This is a genomic window from Paenibacillus amylolyticus, from assembly GCF_003719335.1.
GTDB lineage: Bacteria > Bacillota > Bacilli > Paenibacillales > Paenibacillaceae > Paenibacillus > Paenibacillus amylolyticus_D.
Map to the genome: position 1 here is coordinate 1 of NZ_RIAS01000020.1, position 24,486 is coordinate 24,486.

25 protein-coding genes are annotated in these 24,486 nt (G+C 42.4%); 20 read left to right on the forward strand and 5 right to left on the reverse strand.

The window, feature by feature from the left end; translation table 11 throughout:
* From EC604_RS25810 to EC604_RS25835, 6 genes are all read left to right on the forward strand, one after another.
* Positions 1–263, forward strand: a 263-nt coding sequence (locus EC604_RS25810) for a response regulator (protein ID WP_151458123.1), incomplete at its 5' end; no start/stop codon positions are given.
* Positions 264–659: 396 nt separating this feature from the next.
* A complete protein-coding gene (locus tag EC604_RS25815; protein ID WP_161557048.1) occupies positions 660–1,649 on the forward strand; it encodes an ABC transporter substrate-binding protein in 990 nt (329 codons plus the stop codon).
* Between the two features lie 530 nt (positions 1,650–2,179).
* Positions 2,180–2,707, forward strand: coding sequence for a DinB family protein (locus EC604_RS25820; RefSeq protein WP_123066975.1), 528 nt, complete (start codon positions 2,180–2,182; stop codon positions 2,705–2,707).
* 332 nt (positions 2,708–3,039) lie between these two features.
* Positions 3,040–3,993 carry a hypothetical protein gene (locus EC604_RS25825; RefSeq protein WP_123066902.1) on the forward strand — a complete coding sequence of 318 codons (954 nt, stop codon included), beginning with the start codon at positions 3,040–3,042 and terminating at the stop codon, positions 3,991–3,993.
* A gap of 52 nt (positions 3,994–4,045) precedes the next feature.
* A complete protein-coding gene (locus EC604_RS25830) occupies positions 4,046–4,879 on the forward strand; it encodes an EamA family transporter (protein WP_123066903.1) in 834 nt (277 codons plus the stop codon).
* Between the two features lie 13 nt (positions 4,880–4,892).
* A complete protein-coding gene (locus EC604_RS25835; RefSeq protein WP_123066904.1) occupies positions 4,893–5,318 on the forward strand; it encodes an NUDIX hydrolase in 426 nt (141 codons plus the stop codon).
* A 101-nt stretch (positions 5,319–5,419) separates the two neighbouring features.
* Here EC604_RS25835 and EC604_RS25840 read toward each other — a convergent pair whose 3' ends face one another.
* Complete coding sequence (locus EC604_RS25840) at positions 5,420–6,811, reverse strand: PLP-dependent aminotransferase family protein (protein ID WP_123066905.1); 1,392 nt, start codon at positions 6,809–6,811, stop codon at positions 5,420–5,422.
* Positions 6,812–7,021: 210 nt separating this feature from the next.
* Between EC604_RS25840 and EC604_RS25845 the strand changes: the two genes are divergently transcribed.
* Entirely contained in the window at positions 7,022–8,215 is a 1,194-nt protein-coding gene (locus EC604_RS25845; RefSeq protein ID WP_161557049.1) for a CynX/NimT family MFS transporter, read from the forward strand.
* 55 nt (positions 8,216–8,270) lie between these two features.
* Positions 8,271–9,125 (forward strand): NAD-dependent epimerase/dehydratase family protein, encoded by an 855-nt coding sequence (locus tag EC604_RS25850; protein ID WP_123066907.1) that lies wholly within the window; start codon positions 8,271–8,273, stop codon positions 9,123–9,125.
* A 118-nt stretch (positions 9,126–9,243) separates the two neighbouring features.
* Here EC604_RS25850 and EC604_RS25855 read toward each other — a convergent pair whose 3' ends face one another.
* A complete protein-coding gene (locus EC604_RS25855; protein WP_123066908.1) occupies positions 9,244–9,816 on the reverse strand; it encodes a flavin reductase family protein in 573 nt (190 codons plus the stop codon).
* A 104-nt stretch (positions 9,817–9,920) separates the two neighbouring features.
* On the reverse strand, positions 9,921–10,298 hold the full coding sequence (locus tag EC604_RS25860) for a MerR family transcriptional regulator (RefSeq protein WP_123066909.1): 378 nt from the start codon (positions 10,296–10,298) through the stop codon (positions 9,921–9,923).
* 132 nt (positions 10,299–10,430) lie between these two features.
* On the opposite strand from EC604_RS25860, the gene EC604_RS25865 reads away from it, so the two are divergent.
* Positions 10,431–11,402, forward strand: coding sequence for an aldo/keto reductase family protein (locus EC604_RS25865; protein WP_123066910.1), 972 nt, complete (start codon positions 10,431–10,433; stop codon positions 11,400–11,402).
* 241 nt (positions 11,403–11,643) lie between these two features.
* Here EC604_RS25865 and EC604_RS25870 read toward each other — a convergent pair whose 3' ends face one another.
* The gene (locus EC604_RS25870) at positions 11,644–12,303 is read right to left on the reverse strand and encodes a helix-turn-helix transcriptional regulator (RefSeq protein WP_123066911.1); all 660 of its coding nucleotides are present in this window, start codon (positions 12,301–12,303) and stop codon (positions 11,644–11,646) included.
* 164 nt (positions 12,304–12,467) lie between these two features.
* On the opposite strand from EC604_RS25870, the gene EC604_RS25875 reads away from it, so the two are divergent.
* From EC604_RS25875 to EC604_RS30870, 6 genes are all read left to right on the forward strand, one after another.
* Entirely contained in the window at positions 12,468–13,826 is a 1,359-nt protein-coding gene (locus EC604_RS25875) for an MFS transporter (RefSeq protein WP_123066912.1), read from the forward strand.
* 12 nt (positions 13,827–13,838) lie between these two features.
* Positions 13,839–14,156 carry a winged helix-turn-helix transcriptional regulator gene (locus tag EC604_RS25880; protein ID WP_240037225.1) on the forward strand — a complete coding sequence of 106 codons (318 nt, stop codon included), beginning with the start codon at positions 13,839–13,841 and terminating at the stop codon, positions 14,154–14,156.
* A 21-nt stretch (positions 14,157–14,177) separates the two neighbouring features.
* Positions 14,178–14,537 (forward strand): HesB/IscA family protein, encoded by a 360-nt coding sequence (locus EC604_RS25885; protein WP_123066914.1) that lies wholly within the window; start codon positions 14,178–14,180, stop codon positions 14,535–14,537.
* A gap of 278 nt (positions 14,538–14,815) precedes the next feature.
* Positions 14,816–16,006: a glycine C-acetyltransferase gene (locus tag EC604_RS25890; RefSeq protein WP_123066915.1), complete on the forward strand. Its 1,191-nt coding sequence runs from the start codon at positions 14,816–14,818 to the stop codon at positions 16,004–16,006.
* 37 nt (positions 16,007–16,043) lie between these two features.
* Positions 16,044–17,003 (forward strand): L-threonine 3-dehydrogenase, encoded by a 960-nt coding sequence (locus EC604_RS25895; RefSeq protein ID WP_123066916.1) that lies wholly within the window; start codon positions 16,044–16,046, stop codon positions 17,001–17,003.
* Between the two features lie 74 nt (positions 17,004–17,077).
* The gene (locus tag EC604_RS30870) at positions 17,078–17,209 is read left to right on the forward strand and encodes a hypothetical protein (protein WP_275670054.1); all 132 of its coding nucleotides are present in this window, start codon (positions 17,078–17,080) and stop codon (positions 17,207–17,209) included.
* Between the two features lie 547 nt (positions 17,210–17,756).
* Here EC604_RS30870 and EC604_RS25900 read toward each other — a convergent pair.
* Entirely contained in the window at positions 17,757–19,061 is a 1,305-nt protein-coding gene (locus EC604_RS25900) for a PQQ-binding-like beta-propeller repeat protein (protein ID WP_123066917.1), read from the reverse strand.
* Between the two features lie 446 nt (positions 19,062–19,507).
* Here EC604_RS25900 and EC604_RS25905 point away from each other — a divergent pair, with 446 nt between their 5' ends.
* The 5 genes from EC604_RS25905 (at position 19,508) to EC604_RS25925 (ending at position 24,323) form a co-directional block, all read left to right on the forward strand.
* Positions 19,508–20,503, forward strand: coding sequence for a glycoside hydrolase family 43 protein (locus tag EC604_RS25905; protein ID WP_123066918.1), 996 nt, complete (start codon positions 19,508–19,510; stop codon positions 20,501–20,503).
* A 537-nt stretch (positions 20,504–21,040) separates the two neighbouring features.
* Entirely contained in the window at positions 21,041–21,892 is an 852-nt protein-coding gene (locus EC604_RS25910; RefSeq protein ID WP_123066919.1) for a hypothetical protein, read from the forward strand.
* Positions 21,893–22,295: 403 nt separating this feature from the next.
* The gene (locus tag EC604_RS25915; protein ID WP_123066920.1) at positions 22,296–22,433 is read left to right on the forward strand and encodes a paeninodin family lasso peptide; all 138 of its coding nucleotides are present in this window, start codon (positions 22,296–22,298) and stop codon (positions 22,431–22,433) included.
* A gap of 493 nt (positions 22,434–22,926) precedes the next feature.
* Positions 22,927–23,439, forward strand: a complete 513-nt coding sequence (locus EC604_RS25920) for an RNA polymerase sigma factor (RefSeq protein WP_123066921.1) — start codon at positions 22,927–22,929, stop codon at positions 23,437–23,439.
* On the forward strand, positions 23,439–24,323 hold the full coding sequence (locus EC604_RS25925) for a DUF3298 domain-containing protein (RefSeq protein ID WP_123066922.1): 885 nt from the start codon (positions 23,439–23,441) through the stop codon (positions 24,321–24,323). Before EC604_RS25920 ends, EC604_RS25925 begins: the two co-directional genes overlap by 1 nt.
* Positions 24,324–24,486 lie beyond the last annotated feature (163 nt).

Genomic DNA, 24,486 nt, shown 5'->3' on the forward strand with positions numbered 1-24,486 from the left:
AGAGAAATGCATACGATATAGTAATTATGGATGTGCAGATGCCAAAATTAAATGGATTTGAAGTGACTCAAGCGATCAAAGAGAATCTATCTTCAGAAGACTGTCCTTATATCGTTGCAGTGACTGCAAATGCTCTAATAGGGGATAGGGATCGATGCTTGAAGGCAGGAATGGATGAATACATTAGTAAACCCATTAAAAGTGAATCTATTTATCAAGTGATAGAGACGTACTATAGCAAGAAACAGATGAATCATTCGTAACTATTAAAGTTAATGTGGCGATTCGCAATTTGGAGCGCACGCCGCAAACTGGATTGCACATGAAGCAGCATCAGATGAAGACGCTCTCTAAGCTAAGGGAGATTCTTCGTGCATTAACTCCTTAAAAACTTCTGAGATGATGCATCGTTACACTGAAGGAAGAGCATTTATCGTATGAATCATGTAGCGGCATCGTAGGATCTTTGTATCCTACGATGCCGCTGTTTCTTGAACTCGTAATTGCCTATCTTTATGAACAGAAGGGTAGGTTACATTAGATCTTGACGCCAGGTTTGTAATCTACCTGCTAGGAATGGATAATACCCCTTGCTAATTGACAATGATAATTATTATCATTATAATGTGTGCATTCTATATACATGGGGGGAAAGACATTTGTTACATATCAAAAAATATCTCAGAATTACTTTACTCCTACTGCTGATTAGTACCCTTTTCCTTTCTGGTTGTGGTATAGGTGAACGCACAATCGGTACGCAGCGTGATTCTAATGCAGATAAAAGCGGGGAAAGAGCATCTGAGCATTCCATATCTATTCCGAATGAAGCAGGGGAAACAACGATAATTGGAGAGCCCAAAAAGATTGCAGTTTTAAATTGGCAACTAGCTGATTTTCTCTTAGCCTTGGACATCAAACCTTACGCTATGACAAACTTAATGGGAGAAACGAACCTGGAATATTTAGAGAAAGATGCATTAGAGGGTGTCATTGATCTTGGAGATAAACCCAATCTCGAAGTACTCTCTCAAAGCAATCCGGATTTAATTATCGGTTGGGAAAGCCGAAGAGAAATTGTTGACCAATTGACCAAAATTGCACCCACAATCCTTACAAAGGAAAACGATGATTGGCGTAAATCTTTGCAAGAACTCGGAAGCATGCTTGGTAAAAACAAGGAAGCGGAGGAATGGTTAGCTCAGTATGATCAGAAGGCAACTGCTTCAATGCAGCTCCTTACCTCAAAGATTGACCCTACTGAAACGGTCCTTTATATGCGTGTGATGCCTAAGGTACTTCGAATATATAGCTCCACTCAATCCTTAGGAGCGACATTATCTCAAGACACAGGCCTACAATATTTGCCTCAAACCGAATCGATTCAAAATTTCGAAAATATATCAATTGAACAGTTGCCGGAGCTAAATCCAGATCATATATTTATTCAGATTGGGCGCCCTCTGCGCGGCGGAGATCAAGAAGCTAAAAAGATTTACGAGGAATTAACTCAAAGTTCAATCTGGAACAACATGAAGGCAATAAAGAACAAACAAGTTTATACTGTACCTCACTGGATTATTAGCGATGCTCCTCATATTAAGGAAAAATCGATTGATCTTGTGTTAGAGAAACTGGGCGTAAACTAATTATGCAACCTTCCATCTGGGATGTTAGTTGCTCCTTCGCCATCTTTTTGAAATAAACCGGGCAAGAAATACAGTGGAATTCCCTTTGTATTTCTTGCCCATCTTTTTTAGTTTGACACATCTTTCAATCTGTTTTATAAGTTGCCTAAATGTGAATCCCCTAAATTACCTTCTTTTTTTAACAAATAATCGACGATCCAAAAAATAACCTGCCAAAAGTGAAAGCACAAGAAGAATAATGGGTATTCCAAACGATTCCTTAGAGAAGGGGGCTGTTATATATACAAGACCCGTTAGAGCTATACTCCTCGTTTGACATAATAAAAGTTTTTCAATATGGTGACATCCATCTGAAAAGTTAGGAAAAGAAGGAACACGGACAAGCGTTAAAGAAAAGAAACTAATAGAACAATCCAAATGAAGACTTAAAGAAGTTGCTTTGTTAATCTCATTTGAGACTCTAGTAAAGATCAAAGGTATGGGCTTGGTTCAATCATTGAATGTATTATTTAATAGAGGGGTGTATTGATATTAATTTCAGTTTACAAGAAGCAATTGAGATTTTGGAGCGCACGCCGCAAACTCTGGAGCAATTCTTATCTGGACTTTCAAACGGATGGCTGCAAAGTAATGAAGGTGATGGAACCTGGAATGTACACGAGGTGATGGAACATCTCATTGAAGCAGAGAAACATAATTGGATTCCGCGAGTACAATCCATTGTGGTGGAAGGGGAACATCAGCTGTTTCCTGCTTTTGACCGTTTCTCCCATTTGAAGGATACAACGGATCGAACCACGGAAGAGGCATTACAGGAATTTAGCATCATCAGAAAGACAAGTATCTCCTCACTCAACGATATCATCCTTTCAAATCCTGACCTGGAGAAAACCGGCTTGCATCCGGAGTTTGGCCAGGTAAAGTTAAGGGAGCTTCTCTCTGCATGGGTCGTTCATGATTTTACACATATTTCGCAGATTGTTAGGGTGATGGCGGAGAGATACAGGAATGATGTTGGACCCTGGAGTGCTTATCTCGGCATTTTAAATAGAAGTTAATTTTTATCATCATATAGAAACTATACTTGTAATTTTTATAGAGAATTGAAAGAAAGATGGGTCCAGGAATGAACATAGTCCTATTAAAGTCGCTAATTTAGCGACTTTTTTCGTTATACACACACCATTTTTCAAGTATAACGCTAGAGCTCATTACATATTTAGTTTCTTCTTTCCCTACAACTCAAAATTGGTATGCAAAAAAATGCATATAGTGGTACTTAAAACATTCAAAATATTCATGTTAGCATAATCAAACAGCATGCTGTAATAAATGTATATCAATCATAGCTATGATTATCCAACAGCAACAGGGAATGAAAGGGGAGCATATGAATGCAACAGATCCCGCAACGAACAAAATAAGCAAGATGCCTTACGTTATTGCGATATTATTTATTCTACTCATGATTGGCTTATCTGAACTTTTACAACATTCAGAGATCATTTTACCAGAGGTTGCAGCGATGGCTATTGCCATGTGGGTATATAGAGAACCAGGGTGGATCAGACGTCCCTCTGTCATATTCATTGCACCGACCGTTACAGCTGCGATAGGTCTGATCATCAATCAGTTCCAGATTTTTTATCCAATCAAGATCGTCCTTACTCTAATGTTCATGATGTTGTTTTTAAGATTAATACGTTCGAATCTTGCACCCGCCATTGCTACAGGTCTATTACCACTCGCTATTCATTCAGAGGATTGGTCATTTGTATGGATTGTCTTTGGTTTTACATTAACTTTAATGGCCGGAGTTGTTGTGTTCCAGCTTCATAAAAATCTCGCAACAAAGTCGATGATCCAATACAAATACATGGTAATCTTCCTGGGAATTTCACTATGCTGGCTTAGTGTTTGCTGGTTACTGGGTTATGAACAAATGGCTGTAATTCCGCCTATTTTTGTTGTCGTTTACGAATCGCTGCAAAAGCCGATGTACACAGCAAAAATTGCATTTAAGCAGGGAATTACACTAACGTTATCTGCTGCCGTTGGCGTTCTCATTTTTATGCAGGTGGATTCACAGGTGCTGGCTGCGTTCATGGATATGATTGTAGTCGTCATGATATCGCGCCTTTTTCAAGCCCGAATTCCCGCTCTGTACGCTATACCGCTACTAACCTTTATATTTCCAGCAGAAAAAGTGTGGAGCTTACCTCTTGTCACGCTTTTTGCAAGTCTGTTTATGTTTAGCTTAGTACTGTTCTACAAGTACGGGGAAGAGAGAACTTTGAATCGTAAAACGAAGGGCAGCAGCCACAATTCTGTATCTCCATCATAATTTATAAATAATTCGGGTGCATGGCAAAAAGCGAAATTTGGAGGATAAACGTATGATATTCGGCCTGATTGCAGCACTTTGTTTTGGTTTTTCGGACTTTATGGTTACCCAGGCCACCAGAAAAGTTCAAACTTTGCCTGCCTTGCTCGGAATTCAGTTCATTTCCTCACTTTTGCTGGGAGGGTATGTACTTACGCAATCCCCTCATATTAGTCAAAACGCAATGGCATGGATGGGAATAGCAGGTATAAGTTTAATTAACTTTGTTGGTACGTTATTGTTGTATCGAGCTTTTGAAAAGGGGACCTTATCCATCGTTTCTCCGATCGGCTCGGGCTTTGCTGTGGTAACTGCCATTCTAGCTTTTGCCAGCGGTGAGCGATTGCCTTTCAATACGATTATTGGTGTCATCCTACTGATTATCGGCGTGTTGACGGTAACGAGATCAAGCAAAAGCGCTGGGCAACAAGTGACGTTGTCGGGTATACCGGAGGCAATTATCGCCTCAATCTGCATCGGTTTTTATTTTTGGGCGATCGGATACGTCACTCCTCAGCTGGGGGTGACTCTTCCTGTACTCGTCACACGGATCATCCAATTTTTCTGTGCGTTTACACTTCTACGGGTAAAAAGAATCCAGCTCCCGCGCATAGGACTGTCAACCGGTCTTATTCTGGTTGTAGCCGCCCTGCTGGATACAGGAGCTTTACTCTCTTTTAATATGGGACAAACCATTGATTATACCACGAGCACAACTGCACTCACGTCATTATATAGTGTCGTTACCATACTTATGGCCGGATGGATTTTGAAAGAAAAGCTGATGAAGAGTCAATGGACAGGCATTGGCATTATTCTTCTAGGGGTCATTATCGTAAGCATCTAGAAAGGAATAAAGGATGAACAGAGTGTACACCGTCTATTCGTTGATTACCGACTCGAATGATTCACATCTATTAATGGTCCAAAATATAGGCTCAGAGACGTGGTCTCTTCCGGGTGGCAAAGTTGAACCTCACGAAACGTTAGAAGCCGCTGCCATTCGTGAAGTATATGAAGAAACAGGTTTACATGTACAGCTTAAAGGTGTCGCAGCCATAAATGAGTATAGGAAGAAAGATTGTTCCGAACATGGTATATGTGTAACCTTCAGAGCATGCATTGTAAGTGGAGCTGAGACCATCTCAAGACCTGATGAGATCAGACAAATAACCTGGATTCGTCTTGAAGAAGCGGATGCGCTGATGCCATTTTATGAGGAAAGTTTACAAAAAATCGTCCGTAAAAATGTGCAGGTATCCTATTTCGATGAAGGGATCATCTGATGGTACAAATGAAATAAAACTGAAGTAAGGAAGGGCAGAGGCTCTTCCTTTTTTATATTCGCGATTTTGGATCGTTTGGAGAAATATAAATGCTCACTAAATTATATAAATTGTGCAAGCACTTGAATCCCCTCGGAAATCTGAGTCTCGTTCACATTGCCAAAGCCCATGATAAGACTGTCATTATGCTGATCTTTACGAATGGTGTATCGCTCGGCTGGGTAAATCTTGATATGATGCTTCTCCAGTTCCATTGCTGTCAAAAGATCCGCGCTGCGTCCTGGCCAAGTTGCGATAAGATGCAAACCTGCTGCATCACCCGATATTTGAACGTTCTCTCCAAATGTTTCCCGTAACGCCTGAAGCAGGTGAGTTCTTCGTTTATGATAGATCCGTTTCATTCGCAAAATATGACGTTTCAGATGCCCTTCGTTCATAAATCGGGCCAATGTTGATTGCGATAAGACAGGAGACTGCATATCGGCCGTACGTTTAAGCTGTACGATCGATTCTACCAACTCTTGTGGGGCCACAATATAACCGAGCCTTAATGCAGGGAACATATTTTTACTAAATGTCCCTACGTAGATTACCCGCTCTGTATCAAGCTCTCGCAAGGCATGAATAGGCATTCCCCCGTAACGAAACTCACTGTCATAATCATCCTCTATAATGTAGGCGCCTGCGTTTCGAGCGTAGTCCAGCAATTGGAGGCGCCTGCTGATCGACAGAATACTCCCGAACGGAAATTGATGAGACGGCGTTACAAAAATACATTTGGGCTTCACATCGGTTGGCAGCTGCTCTACACATAGACCATCGGAATCTACGGGCACAGGCACAATCCGGGCGCTCGTCTCAGCGAAGATATTATGAATAAATGTTGCCGTTGGGTCTTCCATTGCAATCGTTTCACCAGCCGTTAATAAAAGCTTGCCGAGTATCGAAAAAGCCTGCGTTGCTCCAGCCGTAACGATAATTTGCGAAGGAAGGCAGTGAAGGCCCTTGATATGGAGAAGATGATCACAAATAGCTTGTCGAAGCTCCATATCACCAGCCATATCCTCCTGATACCCGAGCATAGAAGGGGGGAAATTGTGGTACACATCGAGTGCAACTCTTTTCCACTTCTGAAGAGGAACATGCTCAAGAGCAGGAAAACTGGGACGAAAATCGATATAAGATGAACGATCTCCATGCATTGGAGAGATATCCTCATTCCTGTAACTCCTATCTTCAGGCTGCAGACGTAGCGTTGTGCTTGAGCCAATATCTCTTACAAAGGTCCCTGAACCTTGTTTACCTTCCAGAAATCCTTCAGCAGTTAGCTGCTCATACACCTCTACAATAAGGGCACGTGAAACCCCAAGTTCTTTGGCCAATTCCCGAGTAGAGGGGAGGGAGGTCCCTGCTTTGTAAATGCCTTGCATAATTCGATCTCTAATCCACGAGTATACCTGTCTGGTTTTCGTTTCATTCCGTTCGGACTGCATGAAGGATCTCCTTTCATCCTAAAGTGGTATGGTCAAAATGAAATAAAAATGGCTCTAATGATGACCAATATATCATGATATCATAAGTCATGCCAAACCCTATTCCTATAGAAAGAAGCGAATTGTATGAGAAAACATAGGAGCAACACCCTTAGAGCACCAACAATGAACACAGCACCTGAGAGTATACCTCCGATACCCATTATACCCATGGACAAAGATTACCAATTGCATCGTTGGTTATGCGTTATAGCACTTTTTATGGCATCTCTGAATCTAAGACCTGTTGTATCATCTATTGCTCCTGTCTTGGGAAGCATCCAACATGACCTTGACCTAAGCGGTGCTGTATCCAGCCTGCTTGTATCTATTCCGGTGTTATGCATGGGGATACTTGCTCCGTTCTCTGTAAAATTGAGTGAAAAATGGGGAATTGAGAAGGTCATTACCTTTTCCTTAACGCTGATTGGGGGGAGCACACTTTTACGCCTATTTATCCATTCCGCTTCGTTGTTATTTTTCACTACATTGTTATCTGGTGTGGGTATTGCTATGATGGGACCCTTGTTATCCGGCTTTATCAAAAAGCATATGGCTGACAGAGCACCCTCCATGATTGCAATCTATTCTATGGCTCTAGCATTAGGTGCGGCACTTGGTTCAAGCCTTACTTCACCCTTGAATTGGAAGCTTCATTCGTGGCAAATGTCATTATCGTTCTGGGGGATGCCTGTGATTCTCGCTTTGCCTCTATGGCTTAGTGTGCTAAAGCAACATCCTTCTAGCTCTAAACCGAATTCAACCGTTGCATACAAAAAATCGTTAGAACTACCTTGGCAAAAGGAAAAAGCATGGATTCTAGCTGTGCAATTCGGAATGTTATCCCTTGTATTTTATTCCCTTTTAGGTTGGCTTCCCTTAATCCTTATTGGAGCAGGTGCTTCCAAACTTCATGCCGGGCTTATGGTTACTTTGTTCGCATTGATACAAATTCCAAGTGGTGCCATTGTGCAACAGTTACTTAAAAGCCATCCATCAAGAAGAAACTGGCTCATCGTATCCTCCATAATGCAAGCTGCTGGTCTGTTGCTGATTTTCTTTTCTACTTATTTATGGCTTGCTGTGTTTATTTGTGGTTTGGGATCGGGTATGTTGTTTGCACTGCTCAATTTGCTTCCGGTTGAACTGACTACTTCGCCTGAAGAGGCGGCCTCATGGGCGGCTATGACGCAGTGCATAGGCTTTCTAATTGGAGCATCAGGCCCATTCTTAACAGGCTATCTGCATGATCGTACGGGTCATTTTAATGAAGGAATATTGGTCATGGTATTGATCTCTACAGCGATGGGAATTCTATCCTTAACTATGATGTCTAAAGAAGATTCATTGATTTTATCAAAATAAAGTATGCGAAATTTCAAAATAATAAATTGTAAACAGAACCTGGAGGTCTATTTCTATGAAAATTTTTGTAGCTGGTGCAAGTGGTGTTATTGGGAGATTGTTGCTGCCGCAGCTCGTACAAGCTGGACACGAAGTTGTTGGCATGACGCGGAAAGAAGAGCAGAAAGAAGCCATCGAGCAAACAGGAGCCAAAGCCGTGCTTGCCGATGTGTTTAATCGAGAGCAAATGGTGGATATTCTAATGGAAATTAAACCTGATGTTGTAATTCATCAACTTACCTCATTAAGTCAAGGCAGCTCAGCAGAAAATGCACGCATACGTATTGAAGGAACCCGCAATTTGGTAGACGCAGCTAAACAGGCGAAGGTACAAAAAATGATTGCACAGAGTATCTCATGGGCCTATGAGCCTGGCACAACCCCTGCGACGGAAGAAACCGCATTGGACATCTATGCACCTATGCCTAGAAATACAACCATTAACGGTGTTGTGGCCCTGGAGGAAGCTGTAAAAGAAATTCCTGCGCAAGTCATTTTACGATATGGTACTTTGTATGGACCTGCAACTTGGTATGCTAAAAATGGGGATACCGCACAAAAGATCATGAATCAAGAAATGAACGCTACGGACGGGGTGTCTTCATTTGTTCATGTCGAAGATGCCGCAAATGCTGCTTTGCTGGCGCTCGATTGGCCGATCGGCACGTATAACATCGTCGATGATGAACCCGCCAAGGGAGTAGACTGGCTCCCTGTATATGCTCGAGCTTTGGGTGCATCGGCACCAGACATTCAATCGGGAGGAAGTCCGTGGGAGAGAGGGGCCTCGAACGACAAAGTCAAAAACGAATGCGGGTGGGTTCTAGAATATCCTACATGGAGAACAGGCTTTGCTAAGTCGCTGCGGTAACTTTCTCGATATGAGCATGGCGACCCAGTATCATGAAAAACTCGTAAAAATCCAGAATGATGAACGGAGTCCCCAAAAGGGGACTCTTTCTATTTAGTTCTATTCAGAGGATTTAGATCTACTTTGATCTATTAAGATACAATGGATGGTTCTTTTCCGGGCTTTCGTGATTTAGTATTTTGTAGGTTGATTGGCCTGCATATAATGGAATCTCAAGCATTGAGAAGTCGGGGAGTCCATTCTCTAAAAAACATTGCTCATCTCTATACCGCTGTACAATTTCTCCTGCGATCCACTCATGGTCGCCAAAGCTTGTAATGCTCAACGTACGGCATTCGTATGCAAAGTAGGCATCCGTGAGAACAGGTATATCGACTTGAAGTCCTTCCTCATACTCAATATTGAATTCCTTGAATTTGTCCAAATCTCTCCCACTGTATGTTCCAACGGCTTGAATTATTTCTGAACAATGTGCAGGCAAAAAGTGTACACCGAATGCTCCGCTTTGCTTAATTAATGTATAGGTATAGGTTTCTTTGCGAAGCGATATACCATATATTCCTGGTGAAGAGCCGATGTACGTGTGCCATCCAGAAGCCATAATATTTTGTCGCCCCTCATGACGCGCAGTCACTATTGCAACCATTCCGGGGTATGAGTACCATGATTCGTCTTGGATCGGTTGTCGCATGAAAATCACTCCTCGTAAAAATATTTTCAACAGGGTTGGAGGTTATAATTAGAGTAGCAGAGCCAAATTTGAAAGGAACATCAAGCTGGTAAACATCAACCGTATTATTTGGTATCGATATGGAAGATGCCTATCTCATTATAATGTTCTAGCTTATAATCAATGACATCAAGGCTACAGTTCAACATCTCCATTTGCTTCATAATATTTTGCCGATGTTGCTGCAGCATTTCTTTCCTCTGTTCACTAGTACTTGAACCTTCCAGACAGAGCAGCATGAATGCTTTTATATTCTCAAGTGGCATACCACTGTCTCTCAGACAACGTACTAATTCCAGCCAACATATATCCATCTCGGAATATTTACGAGTACCGTATTCCGTCTTTTTCAACAAAGGCATAAGACCTGCCCGATCATAGAACCGCAAAGTGGAAGCAGGCAATTGAGTACGTTCCGCGACTTGTTTAATCGTAAATTCCAAGCATATCTTCCTTTCAAAAAAGGGTTGAAGGCCTTGACTTAAACCTAAGTTTAACCACTATCCTAAGATAGTACAATAGAGCGTTTACAATTATAGGCTCTAGTCCAACCAATCTCATAAGGAGTGATTCAGTTGAAATACAGAAGACTGGGTAGAAGTGGATTGAAGGTTAGCGAAATCGGATTGGGGAGCTGGCTGACCTATGGATCGGCCATTTCAGAGGAGGCAGCTCGTGCATGTATGCACAAAGCATACGAACTCGGCATTAACTTTTTTGATACATCGAATTCGTATGCAGGTGCTGAAGAGGTTATGGGAAGTACGTTGAAGCCGTATTCACGTAGTAGTTATGTCCTTGCTACAAAGTTGTTTTTCCCACAAGGATCGGGACCGAATGAACGTGGATTGTCCCGCAAGCACATCGTCGAGCAGTGTGAGGCAAGCTTAAAGCGGTTGGGTACAGATTACATTGACTTATATCAATGTCATCGTTTTGACTCCGAAACTCCTGTTGATGAGACGCTTCGAGCATTGGATGATCTGCAAGCGCAAGGCAAAATTTTATATGCAGGTGTCAGTGAATGGACGGCAGCACAGATTGCGGAAGCATCTGGAATCAGCAAACGTCTGAATTTGCGTCCGTTAATTTCCAATCAGCCAATATACAATATGTTTGAGCGTTATATCGAGAGAGAAGGTGTGATTAAGCAATGCGAGCAGGAAGGGCTGGGGCTCATCGTGTTCTCTCCACTAGCACAGGGTGTGCTCACGGGCAAATATAAACCGGGGCAACAAATCCCAGAAGGCACACGGGCTGCGAATGATCAAACGAATGGTGTCATCAACAGTTATTTACGTGAGGACGTGCTCCAATGTACTGTACAGCTGTCGGAAATTGCTAATGAACTCGGAGCAACCTTGTCCCAATTCGCATTAGCTTGGATTCTGCGTCAACCCGTAGTAAGCTCTGCCATCATTGGCTCCAGCAGACCCGCGCAGATTGAAGAGAATCTCAAAGCGGTTGAGCTTCAGCTTACACCTGATATTATCTCGGAAACGGAAAACATTCTGTCTTCCATCAGCCATTTTGCGCCACTGCGATAATAACAATAACCATCTACTTTCCAAGTAAAAAGAAACGGTAGTGCTATACTGTATGGGGACAATGATACCTATGCGCCTGAAGAGATCACCGCTGCAACATTATTTACACCATACCCGATCCAAAGAAATGGTCGAAAACTTTAGGAAGTTTATGAATGAGATAAAATAAAAATAAAAGAGATCAACAAGTACTGATGTGAAGTAAACAAAAGAGCAATCTCTATTGAGGTTGCTCTTTTCTTCATGGCTTATGTTGCCTGACGGTGTATACGCATTTTGTTCCTCCTGTTAAAAGGTACTCCCCCCGTTCAATATGAACATTATTGCCTAGAACCGTTTTAAATAAATGTAATTCATTCTTGCATAACCCGGTACATACCGCCGCCGCCTCACAGATTGGGCAATGCTTCTCAATGAGTAGGAGGCTGCCATCATCCTGCGCCTCAACCTCGGCCATATAACCTTCATTTGTTCGAATCTCGGCCAGTTTCTCCAATTTCTCTCTAACATTTGATGCATCGCCAAGATGCTGAAGATATTTTTCTTGCATATTTTTATTTCGAACATCCAGCAGCTTGTCCAGCCCTTCATTACCAAAAGCTTCTTTCATCGAATTAATGAGACTGACGGATAAATCGGAATAGCCGCTTGGGAAAAAACGATTAGCCGCGGGAGTTAATATCCATAGCTTGGTGGGTCGACCCATGGGACGGGCCTCTTCCACATTCGTAACTAATCCTTCTTCTTTCAGCGCATTCAAATGTTGACGAACAGCCATTCCAGACAACGAAAATTGAGAGGAGAGTGCCACAACATCCATGCCACCTCGCTCCTTTAACAGATCAATGATCGCTCTTCGAGTACTGGTGGAGACATCTTTTTTGACTTGATTTCGGCTCATAGTGCATCTCCTTTTGAAGCAACTAAATTTACCTCACTCACTACATTTTAAACAAAAATGTTGACAAAGTCAAAGTGGAACTGTAGCTTAACATTATAAACAAAAATGTTTACTAAGTATCCGGATACGAGTATACATACCATTTTTCTTGGAGGTCACATTTCATGTCGTCTAATCATCAAGGTATTTTCAGCCCACGTTATTTTGCACTTTCCATAGGAATCATCTTGTCAGTGATGGCCGTTGGATTCGAAGGTCTATCCGTAACCACCATAGCTCCTTCGATTGCTGGAGACTTAAACGGTCTTAGTCTGTTCGGGTGGATATTCAGTACGTATCTGCTTGCGCAGATTATCGGAACGCTGGTCGTCGGTCGGATCATAGATAAAAGAGGACCTGCAGCACCGTTTACCGTTGCGCTTCTGTTGTTTATCGTAGGACTGATTGCTGCCGCAACAGCAAGCGATATGTATATCATGATAGGATCACGGGCTCTGCAGGGTTTGGGTGCCGGAGCTATGATGACTTGTGTATACACGGCAATATCCTTAAGTTACCCGGATGAGTTACGCGCCAAAATACTTGGAGCATTTGGTACAGCTTATGTTCTGCCGTCCATGCTTGGTCCATATGTAGCAGGTCTTATAGCAGATCATTGGTCCTGGCGGTTTGTTTTCTGGGGGATCCTACCTGTGCTGGTTGTTTCAGCATTTCTTAGTTTACCCGCTTTCAGGAAATTGAAAGTGCAGAATACGGGAGGGGATAGCGGATCTTCATCCACTTGGATGGCGTTACTCTTAACGATGGGTACAGGGATTTTCCTGGTTGGTCTAAGTAGGCTTCCGAGCATTGTGGGATTTGTTTTAGTCACAATTGGTTTTGTATTTATGGTATTTCCTCTCCGTAAATTGCTACCGAAGGGAACGCTTACGTTGCGCAGAGGTATGCCAGCAATTCTGGCAACACGTGGGTTGTTCTTCGCAGCCTATACCAGCACTCAGAATTTCTTGGTACTGGCTCTAATCGACGTGAAAGGAATTACACCTTCGCAGGCCGGATTAATTGTAGCCAGTGCTGCATTAAGTTGGTGTATCATTGCGTATCTGCAAGGACGGTGGGATGCGGCAGATCAGGGCCGTGGACGTCATATGAGAATTTTTATTGGGGTATTACTGCTTGCGACAGGGATTGCCATCGTATTTTGGGTACCCGTTGTGACCGTTACCATTGCAGTTATTGGTCAGATCATCGCAGGAGTCGGTATCGGATTGGCACATCCGATTAGCGGTGTTGTCGCATTTTCCCAAACGGGGGAAGAAGGCGTGGGCCAAACCTCAGCAAATCTGCAATTCGCAGATTCTTTTACACCTGGCGTAGTGATCGGAATCGGTGGTTCCATCCTTGTCGTGTGCCAGGCTGGCGGAATGTCACTTCAATCCGGCTTAATTGTAGCCATGGGTTTCCATCTCTTGTTGATTGTCATGAGTATCATTGCCAGCACTCGGATCTCACCACGCCGATGAATAAGAAAGTGGGTGTACAAACCATTGTTCACTGAAGATTCGAATAAACTATTTACGGCTTATCGTATCATCGGAACGAAATGGACGATCCATATTTTATGTGCTCTGTCTCAAGGCCCAAAGAGATTCGGAGAAATTTTCGAAAGTATTCCTTCCATTTCCGAAATGATCCTCTCCAGACGTTTGAAGGGTCTTCAACATGATCATTTGGTCAAAAGAACAATACTGGAACATCCTACACAAATTATGTATGAACTTACACCCAAAGGAGCTGCTCTTGCTACATTCATCCCCTGTCTAATGGACTGGGATACAAGATTTTCAAAATGATACCATCAGGGAGGAATGAAGATGATCATCGAGGTCAGTGATGCAGCATCGGACAGAATTATCGAAATTTTATCAAGTGCGGATATCCAAGATGCTTTCCTTAGAGTAGGCGCTGTTGAAGGGGGATGCAGTGGTTTATCTTATACCCTTGTCGTGGATGATCAGCAGGCAGAAGAAGACATTATATTAAATAAAAAGCAATTCAGGATATTGGTTCACGCGAACAGTATTCCATATATCGATGGTCTTGAGATTGATTATGAAGAAAGCGGAATGTTAGGCGGATTCACCATGAATAATCCAAATGCCAAAGTTTCGTGTGGATGCGGAGCCAGTTTCAGAATGGCCAATTATCGTGGCGATGTGAAAAAATGTGAGTGAACTGAAGCAAGGAGTTTGTAGCTATGGAAATGGCTGCACATAAAGTTACCGAGCAACAAAAGATATAAACAAAAATATAGCAGCGATTGCTTCCGGGAATTGGGGAGCAATCGCTATGTTTATTTGCGGATTTTTTTGTCATTTTGTCCTCCATATGTGTACAAAAAACAAAAAAGATGCTACATTGAAATCAGAAAAAATCCTTTTATAACAAGGTTTTTTAAGTATAATTAGTTGTCTCCTGTACGAGGACATACGTATATCGAGGAGGGAATGGAATGTCAAGTCAAGCATTGGACCAATTTTTAAATTCTAACATCGAAGATCTAAAGACTAAAGGTCTATATAACGTCATCGATACGCTACAGGGTGCAAATGGTCCTGTTATTCGTATCGACGGAAAGTCTCTAATCAACTTGTCTTCTAATAACTATTTGGGACTGGCAACAGATTACCGCCTGATCGACGCTTCAGTTAAGGCAGCGCAGACATACGGGGCTGGCGCAGGAGCTGTGAGAACAATTAATGGTACGATGGATCTTCATGTTGAGCTTGAAGAAAAACTCGCCCGTTTCAAAAAAACGGAAGCCGTTATCGTGTATCAATCCGGATTTAACTGCAATATGGCTGCTATATCCGCGGTAATGGACCAGCATGATGCGATTTTATCAGATGAGCTGAACCACGCTTCAATTATTGATGGCTGCCGCTTGTCGAGAGCCAAGGTGATCCGCTTTAAACATTCGGACATGAATGATTTAAGACAGCAGGCGAAAGAGGCCAAGGAATCCGGTCAGTATCATAAAATTATGGTCATCACCGACGGGGTTTTCTCCATGGATGGTGATATCGCAAAGCTGCCCGAAATCGTGAAAATAGCAGAAGAATTCGATTTGATTACTTATGTGGATGATGCCCACGGTTCGGGCGTTCTCGGAGCAGGTGCGGGAACCGTGAAGCATTTTGGATTGTCCGACCGCATCGACTTTCAAATTGGTACTCTTTCCAAGGCGATCGGCGTTGTTGGCGGTTATGTCGCGGGTAAAAAACAACTGATCGAATGGTTGAAGTTGAGAAGCCGTCCGTTTTTGTTCTCGACATCGCTGCCACCGGCTGTAATCGCTTCTTGTAGCGCTTCTGTCGACATTTTGATGAATGACAAAGAACTAATCGAGAAGCTGTGGGAGAACGGCAATCATTTGAAAAATGGCTTGAGTCGGCTTGGATATGATGTAGGCCAAAGCGAAACACCGATCACACCTTGTATCATTGGCGATGAAGTAACCACCCAACAGTTTAGCAAACGGCTCTATGAAGAAGGCGTTTACGCCAAGGCAATCCTGTTCCCTACGGTTCCGAAAGGAACCGGAAGAATACGCAACATGCCGACAGCTGCCCATTCCAAGGAGATGCTGGATCAGGTGATCTCCGTTTATGAGAAAGTTGGCAAAGAAATGAAGCTGATTTAGTTGCACCTATGGGAGTCTATTTCGGGAGGAATGTCTTATGAAAAAGATATTGGTGACCGGAGCACTGGGCCAAATCGGTTCTGAGTTAGTTGTTAAATTACGTGAAAATTATGGTGAGGACCACGTCGTTGCTACGGATCTCAGATCATCATCCCACGAAATTACCCGAACCGGGCCATTCGAGCTGCTGGACGTGACGAATGCTAAGGCGATGTTCGAAATCGCCAAGCGATACGAAGTGGATACCGTCATCCATTTGGCTGCGCTGCTGTCGGCTACCGCAGAGGAGAAACCGTTGCTTGCCTGGAATTTGAATATGGGCGGATTGATGAATGCACTTGAAGTATCCAGGGAGCTCAGTTGCCAATTTTTCACCCCAAGCTCGATTGGATCTTTTGGCCCTTCGACTCCGAGAGACAATACCCCGCAGGATACGATCCAGAGGCCCAATACGATGTACGGCGTGAACAAGGTGTCCGGCGAACTGCTTTGTGATTATTATTTTTACAAATACGGTCTGGATACCAGGGGGCTGCGATTCCCGGGTTTGATATCTTATATGACGCCTCCCGGCGGAGGAACGACGGATTACGCGGTGGAAATTTACTATGCAGCTGTAACAACTGGCCGGTATACATCTTATATTGCCAAAAACTCTAACATGGACATGATGTATATGCCGGATGCCTTGAATGCTATCATTGATTTAATGGAAGCGGATTCATCCCGGTTGATACACCGAAACTCATTTAATGTCACCGCAATGAGCGTGGATCCGGAGGCGATCGCTGCAGCGATTCGGGAAGAGATTCCCGGCTTTATCCTCGATTATGATATTGATCCGAAGAGACAGGCAATTGCCGATAGCTGGCCGCATTCCATTGATGCGACGGCAGCGAAAACAGAATGGGGATTTCATACCCGCTACGACTTGAAGGCCATGACGAAGGATATGCTTTCACACCTAAGCGATAGAGAAATGCTTCGCAAAGCTTAAAGTTATGTTGGATTCGGTGTGCTAAGCGATTATAAATACAAAGAAGCTGTGCCACGAGGTAACAAGTCTCTAAAATGGTAGTTGAAATTACAAAAAAAGAAGTCGTTATTTTATCGACTTTTTTATCAATACAAGTCCTTGTATTGAGCCAAGGACTTGTATTGATTGCCGGAATTGACATGAATATAAATTCAATTGCCGATTAGATGGATGTTAAATCATTTAGCTCATCACTTATAAACGAATTAAGTACCGTAATACATAATAATATTGGTGTATAAACTACACGATGAAAAGATGTAACATAAGCGGTCAGTATAATAACAGATCGAAACATCAGTTCCGCACTACCTTTTAAGAAAATAACTAGATCTTGCACATATTATCTATTTAATTTGTGTGAGAACCACTTTACTGTTGGATCAGTACACTCGTTACACCAATCTATTCTTATGGTTCATCAGAAGGTGACTTTGAGCTATCGCTTCCCATTGGATTTTTATTGATTTTATTATATTTATCAAACCGAGAGAGATACCATCCATCAAAAATGAAGGCGAGTCTTCTAGGGCTTTCCATAGCGCTATACCAGCTAATTCTTCAATATGTTGGATAGATGCATTGATGGGGGATTACGAGTATTAACCCGATTGCTAATATGAAATAACCTAATAAAAAAACGACGTATGCCTAGCTCTTATCAAGGTGCGAGGTCATACGTCATTATTGAGGTGAATGTGCAAGTTGCATAGGTTATTTTAAAACGTATTTGGTGATCGTTTCACCCATGTGAATATAGAATGTGTTTTCATCGTGAAAACGAATATCAGCTTGGTGAAAAAGAGCGTCATCGAGTTCAAGGGTGTTTTTTACTTTTAATGTCCGCGAATCTAGAATGTAGTAGACTGCCTTCTTAGGCTCTGGCTTAGTTGAATCATACCAGGCTTGTGATTTATCAGTGGCTCCGAAGACGATACTGTAATCGTTGAGTTGTTGTAGCAATCCTTGTGCAGGTAAATCATCAAATGTCTTGGTCGCTATCAATTGATTGTTAGTATTGTACAAACTAAGCTTATTTTTTTCTTGAATCAAGTAGTTATTTCCTAAGGATACATATATAGAATCGTACATGCCGTGGGCGTATGTTGTGCCGTACACGGCATCTTGTGCTGGCTTAGGCAATCTTCTGGTCCATTTTTCTTCCCCGTTAGACTTGTAGCCGTGTAAAGTTTCTACTTTCGTCTTAGCATCATATATTGGAACAATCACAGTGCCACCGCTTAACACTTCAAAGTCAGCATGCACAATATTGACATGATCTTGTGGTTGGACAGCAGTAACAACCTTTTTACCAGTGGATATGGAATAGATATCAATGGTCGTCGTGCTTCTCGGTGCATTAGAATTGATCAATCCGACGTAGTTGCCCTGAATATGACGCATGTGACCAGGAAACTCCGTTTTGATAAGCTGCTTGCCTTCCTGGTTGTAAATTGTGATTACGCTAGTGTCTTTGGTGAACGTAACTACTGCTATACGTCCGTCTTCCAGTATATTGAATTGAAAATGCTCTTTGAATGTTTTGACCCAACGTTGCTTGTTATTGGAATCCAGGGCAATTAATTTGTATACCTTTTTGTTACCAGACATTACCTCATCATAATAGTAGACATTACCTTCCTCATCCAAGTCAAAAGAATTATAGCGCATAGGTGAGTCATGAATCCATTTTTGTTTTCCTGTTTTATCATCTATCGCGAGTATTGAATTTACAGCTTTAGATTTGCCGGCAGAACGAGCTGTTTTATACAAGAATGTATATGCGGTTTCTAGATTAGTCAGTTCTGACACAATAGGAAAAACGACTCTCCCAGTGTAATAATTGTTCTTACTATGTATTTGTGTGGTCGTATCGGACGGTACATGATATGTCCATTCTGGCTTAGGAAGTAGCTTATAACCCGCAGCAGATATGGTCATGTTGGTTGAGACTAAAGGAATCGTAAGAAGAGCGGTTAAAGTCGTCATTAAAAATGTACGTTGAATGATTTTTCTCATGGTATAAGTTACTCCTATTCTGGTTGTACTGGTTGCTATAGACTATAAATCTATAAATGCTACATTCAACTTGTTACATGCATCCTCCTAGTTAGTATGACTCTCAATTTAGATTTTTTCATAAAAGTTACAGGAAGAAAAGGGGGAAATGCGGATGGAATAACACAATCGCTACAGATATTTTTACATTCCTCCTTACTTTTGGTTAAAACAACCTTTCAAGTATAACATATGATTATGAATCATCTACACTTAGTTGGACGAAGCAGTAAAGTTAGAAATTGTACATTTTTTCGGGGAAGACCTTTAGTATGTATATTGGAAAAAACAAGCGGGGAGTGTACAATTACATCAGATATGTAAGCGCTTGCTTTGTTTAAAAAGGTCGGAGACAGTATATGTATCCGTCCTGAATTCTATTATTCCAATACCAAAGGAGATGCATTATGAATCAACAACAACCACCTAAGCCGCACCAGCCGCTCGTAACCCACATCTTCACTGCGGACCCGTCCGCTCATGTCTACGAAGGCAAAATCTACATCTATCCTTCCCATGACCTCGATCATGACGAGCCGAGCAACGATAACGGCGACCAGTATAAAATGGAAGACTATCATGTCCTCTCGATGGACAACTTCGATTCCCCGGTGGTCGATCATGGCGAAGCATTGCATCTGAGAGATATTCCCTGGGCCTCCAAGCAACTCTGGGCACCGGATGCCGCTTATAAGAACAATACCTATTACCTGTTCTTCCCGGCACGGGACCATGACGGTATCTTCCGTCTAGGTGTGGCAACATCAGAGTCTCCGGCAGGCCCTTTTACGCCGCAGCCGAATTATATGGAAGGCAGCTTCAGTATCGATCCGGCCGTACTGGTGGATGACGACAATAAGTCATACATCTATTTCGGCGGACTCTGGGGTGGTCAGTTGGAGAAATGGCAGACTGGCAGCTTCCTGCCAGATGCAGAAGGACCGGCTCCTGACCAGCCGGCGCTTGGACCGCAAGTTGCACTGCTTAGCGACGACATGCTGTCCTTCCAGGGCAAGCCTGCCGAGATATCGATTGTCGATGAAGACGGGAATCCAATTCTGGCCGGGGATGAGGACCGGAGATATTTTGAAGGCCCATGGATGCATAAATATAACGGCTACTACTACCTGTCCTACTCTACAGGAACCACGCATAAGCTCGTATATGCGATCGGCAAGAACCCCATGGGACCATTCACGTTTAAGGGCGAGATTCTCTCTCCGGTTATCGGCTGGACAACCCACCACTCCATTGTGAAAGTTGAAGACAAGTGGTATCTGTTCTATCACGACAGCTCCCTGTCGGAAGGCGTCAACCACAAGCGTTGTGTTAAATATTCCGAGCTAAAATACAACGAAGACGGAACGATCCAGAAGATCAATCCTTATCCGGATGCCGAGTAAGCTGGCAGGTTAGCGGGAACAGATCAGATTACAAGATAAGGTATAACATGAAGCAGCTCCTGACGGGGCTGCTTTTTTGATAGGAGGATCCATTATGTCACTCAAACGTACATCAGATCAACATATCGAATAACTATCTTATAAATTAAGGATTCGAATTAATTCGATATTATTGAAGGGTTTATTCGATGAACATATAGTCATAAAATAGAGATGCGGTGCACACGAATTGCTTACGTTTCATTGTATTTTTACATTTCCAATGGTAAAATCAGTCATGAGATGCATACAAAGGAGCATAAACCTTATCATGTGGATTAACCTGTAAAGATTAACAAATTAAAATAGGCCTTTAAAAGTAACAGCCTTTTATTTGGCATTTTTTTAATTATTCTTACAGGGTATGCAGGTCAAGTTGTTTTATAAACCTATTCCCCGGATAACTTTTGGTATTCGTTTTTTTATTTTATTGTGAAAACGCATCTCAAATCGCTTCGAACCTGCTTATCCTCCAAATTCTTGAATGGAGGAAATCTTATGACACCTAAGTTGATTTTGATTGAGGGAATACCAGGCTTCGGGAAAACAACAACTGCTCAATTGGTCCATGAAATTCTAACGGATATGAACATTAAAACTCAGCTTTATTTGGAAGGGAACTTGGATCATCCTGCTGACTACGATGGAGTAGCTTGTTTTAAGAAAAAGGAATACGATGAATTGTTAAATAACCATGAAAAATTTAGAGATTTATTAAATAATTGTATAATTAATGAAGGCAACCATTATTTCCTTGAATATCAAAAAATGATAAATGAGGGTGCGACCAAGATTCCAAATGAGTTGCTAGATGTAATTTTAAAAAACGATGTTTATGAATTAACACTAGATTACAACAAGGAACTAATTACAGAACGATGGAAGCAGTTTACTAAGCGTGCGTTGAATGGTTCAGACACTTACATTTTTGATTGTTGCTTTATGCAAAATCCTATAACAATAGGAATGATCAAATATGGCGCTATGAACGAAGATGTTACTAGCTACATCAGAGAACTGGAAAAAATTGTAGAAGGACTAAAACCCTTATTGATTTATGTTGAACAGAATGATCTTGAGCATTCCTTTAGAAAAGCGTTTAAGGAAAGACCTAAAGAATGGTCAGAGGGTTTTATTGAATATTATACAAATCAAGGGTATGGAAAAAAATTTGGTTACATTGGGCTAGAGGGAACTCTTCAGGTTCTTAAGGCAAGAAGAGAATTGGAAAAGGATATTTTTAACAACATAAATATAGCTAAGGAAACGGCAAACAATTCTTCATATGATTTGAATGTTTATAAGCAAGTTTTAGTGAAGATTTTAACAGAACATTTCGGCTTAACCTAACTTATTAAAATGTCTTACTAGATTTAATATTGAATGTAAGGATAACCGTGCTCAATAAAAAAAATTAATGAGGCAGCCGATCTATGATGGGTTGCCTTTTTTCATGCAATCGATCGACTGATGTTTGAGGGACAAGAACATGTTCCCATTTCCGATTAGATAGATGTCTAAATAAAAAAGCTATAATAGAGGCGAGCGGGCTTTAACTTGGGTAATCAGTAGCGCTAAAGGGAAATACTTAACCCTAAGAAAGGGATGAAATAGCTTGTTTACTTAGATACGTATTGTGTCTTATAATCCTCATAAAGATACATTTCGTATCTTTAAAGAGTTTGTATTGTGCAAGTAATGTGAGGGTGCTCGCATCTTGGTTCCAGTTTTTGTAGAAAGGAGGGGACGACCGATGGAAACGAAAAATGCGCCTTGGCTGGCACCGAAATTAGAGGTGCTGGAAGTGCAACAAACGATGGGTGGCCCTGGATTCAGGCAAATTGATTGGATCTCCGAACATGATGCAGACCTATATGATCCAGAGTCCTGATGATCATACTTCAAGTTGAAAATCGTATTGTTGCTCAAAAGGTCGCCTGTGGGCGGCCTTTTTGATTTAAGGAACCAAGTTCTTGTCCTTGGCTTGGGACAAGAACTTGGTCCGATTACCGAAATAGACAAGAACACGCTCCTATCTCCGATTGGAAAAGTATCTAAGCTTGGAGGTGAGTCTCTTTATGAGTGATTAAATAGACAAGGGGCTTCAAAGCTAGAAGGTATTTACTGCAGGAATGAAACAAGCTGACCAATAATCTGGTCAGCTTGTTTCATTAAGAAAATTTATTCGTTTAATTCGATCAACAAAATTCTATTTTCTGTAGTAACACCTATGATTTCTTATCTTTTATAGCCTTGTATAAATCACATAGTGGCTGAATTTTTTTATTGCAAATCAAACTTTTTAAACAACTCGCCCGTCTTGCTTCCGTAAGACAATTGCAATTGATGGTTACCCGCGCGGGCCCAAAGGAGTGTCTGATTAGATGAGAGTCGGCCGGAAGCTGGAAAAGCTTCTAATCCAATGCATCACCGAAAACCAAGAAAGGGCGTATCGACTGGCCTACAGCTATGTCCGCAACAAAGAGGATGCCCTCGACATCGTGCAGGATGCCATCCACAAAGCTTTCATGTCCATTGAAAACCTGAAGAATACGGGTTCACTAAAAAGCTGGTTTTTCCGGATCGTTGTAACAACGTCCTTGGATTTCATACGAAAACAGAAAAAAATCCAAATCATGGACGAAGAAAAACTGGAGGTTGTGCTGCCACGCAGTCAAGACCGTTATGCCGACCTGGATCTGGCAAGATCACTGGATGAGTTGCCGGACAAATACCGGATCTTGATTATCCTTCGCTTTTTTGAAGATATGAAGATCGAAGATATTGCCGAAGTGCTTAACGAGAATCTCAATACCGTGAAAACAAGGCTCTATCAAGGACTACAGAAGCTTCGGGTGAACATGAGCGAGGAAGCTCAAGAGGAGGAGAGACGATAATGGATGATAAGCTGAATAGGATGAAGCAAGAGTATGATTCCATTCCTATTCCCGATGAATTAAATGAGATGGTGAACAGAACGATCGCCTCCCGGCGAACAAAAACAAAGGCCATGCCCTGGATCGTAAGCACTGCGGCTGCCTGCATCCTGCTGTCTGTCAGCGTAAACGCCAGCCCGGCCTTCGCCAAGGCCTTGTCTGAAGTGCCGGTGCTTGGGCAGATTGTCAAGGTGATCACTATCCGGGAATATGCCGAACAGAACGAAAACACCGATGTGCATCTTAAAACGCCCGGCATTGCCGGCACCGGCGATCCTGGACTGGAACAGTCCCTAAACACCAAATATTTGGAGGAAAACAAGAAGCTGTACGAGGGCTTCAAGGATGAAGTGACCCAGCTAGAAAAAAGCGGGGGAGGGCATCTCGGGCTGGAAAGCGGCTATGAAGTCGTCACCGATACGGATCGGCTGCTGACCCTCTCTCGTTATGTCGTTGAATCAGCCGGAACCTCCGCTGAATCCCGCAAATACGATACGATCGATAAAGTCAACCATATCGTCATCACGCTGCCGAGCCTCTTCAGCGATGAACGCTATATTCAAGTGATTAGCGACAATATTAAAGAGCAAATGCGTCAGCAGATGAAGGACGACCCAAGCAAGGTTTACTGGGTTCAGCAGCCTGGAAGCGAGGCGGATATGCCGGAGGATGATCTGTTCCGCAGCATCGCCAAGGACCAGAATTTCTACATTAATCAGGACGGCAAGCTGGTCATCAGCTTCAATGAATATGACGTAGCGCCTGGCTACATGGGCGTTGCCCAGTTTACGATTCCGACGGAGGGCATTCAGGACTTGCTCGTCAGCAACGAGTATGTCCAATAAGAGCCGTTTTGCACCTAGCAATTGCTCCTTAACGCACTGTGAAGGGTCGCATTTCGGATATTAGCCACATGAGCCCCACGTAAGAGAGCAGGAAATCGCATCGGACGAGCCCGCTAGGTAATGATCCGAATGTAACAAGGACTGTACGACTAAATCTATTTAA

What these genes read in the sequence shown, in the direction of transcription:
- EC604_RS25840 (WP_123066905.1), bottom strand. Translation starts at nt 6,811, where the DNA reads ATGCAGTCCGAACGGAATGAAACGAAAACCAGACAGGTATACTCGTGG.
- EC604_RS25905 (WP_123066918.1), top strand. Translation starts at nt 19,508, where the DNA reads ATGAATCAACAACAACCACCTAAGCCGCACCAGCCGCTCGTAACCCAC.
- EC604_RS25845 (WP_161557049.1), top strand. Translation starts at nt 7,022, where the DNA reads ATGGACAAAGATTACCAATTGCATCGTTGGTTATGCGTTATAGCACTT.
- EC604_RS25875 (WP_123066912.1), top strand. Translation starts at nt 12,468, where the DNA reads ATGTCGTCTAATCATCAAGGTATTTTCAGCCCACGTTATTTTGCACTT.
- EC604_RS25835 (WP_123066904.1), top strand. Translation starts at nt 4,893, where the DNA reads ATGAACAGAGTGTACACCGTCTATTCGTTGATTACCGACTCGAATGAT.
- EC604_RS25885 (WP_123066914.1), top strand. Translation starts at nt 14,178, where the DNA reads ATGATCATCGAGGTCAGTGATGCAGCATCGGACAGAATTATCGAAATT.
- EC604_RS25850 (WP_123066907.1), top strand. Translation starts at nt 8,271, where the DNA reads ATGAAAATTTTTGTAGCTGGTGCAAGTGGTGTTATTGGGAGATTGTTG.
- EC604_RS25870 (WP_123066911.1), bottom strand. Translation starts at nt 12,303, where the DNA reads ATGAGCCGAAATCAAGTCAAAAAAGATGTCTCCACCAGTACTCGAAGA.
- EC604_RS25890 (WP_123066915.1), top strand. Translation starts at nt 14,816, where the DNA reads ATGTCAAGTCAAGCATTGGACCAATTTTTAAATTCTAACATCGAAGAT.
- EC604_RS25895 (WP_123066916.1), top strand. Translation starts at nt 16,044, where the DNA reads ATGAAAAAGATATTGGTGACCGGAGCACTGGGCCAAATCGGTTCTGAG.
- EC604_RS25925 (WP_123066922.1), top strand. Translation starts at nt 23,439, where the DNA reads ATGGATGATAAGCTGAATAGGATGAAGCAAGAGTATGATTCCATTCCT.
- EC604_RS30870 (WP_275670054.1), top strand. Translation starts at nt 17,078, where the DNA reads ATGGTAGTTGAAATTACAAAAAAAGAAGTCGTTATTTTATCGACTTTT.
- EC604_RS25830 (WP_123066903.1), top strand. Translation starts at nt 4,046, where the DNA reads ATGATATTCGGCCTGATTGCAGCACTTTGTTTTGGTTTTTCGGACTTT.
- EC604_RS25900 (WP_123066917.1), bottom strand. Translation starts at nt 19,061, where the DNA reads ATGAGAAAAATCATTCAACGTACATTTTTAATGACGACTTTAACCGCT.
- EC604_RS25920 (WP_123066921.1), top strand. Translation starts at nt 22,927, where the DNA reads ATGAGAGTCGGCCGGAAGCTGGAAAAGCTTCTAATCCAATGCATCACC.
- EC604_RS25855 (WP_123066908.1), bottom strand. Translation starts at nt 9,816, where the DNA reads ATGCGACAACCGATCCAAGACGAATCATGGTACTCATACCCCGGAATG.
- EC604_RS25910 (WP_123066919.1), top strand. Translation starts at nt 21,041, where the DNA reads ATGACACCTAAGTTGATTTTGATTGAGGGAATACCAGGCTTCGGGAAA.
- EC604_RS25825 (WP_123066902.1), top strand. Translation starts at nt 3,040, where the DNA reads ATGAATGCAACAGATCCCGCAACGAACAAAATAAGCAAGATGCCTTAC.
- EC604_RS25915 (WP_123066920.1), top strand. Translation starts at nt 22,296, where the DNA reads ATGGAAACGAAAAATGCGCCTTGGCTGGCACCGAAATTAGAGGTGCTG.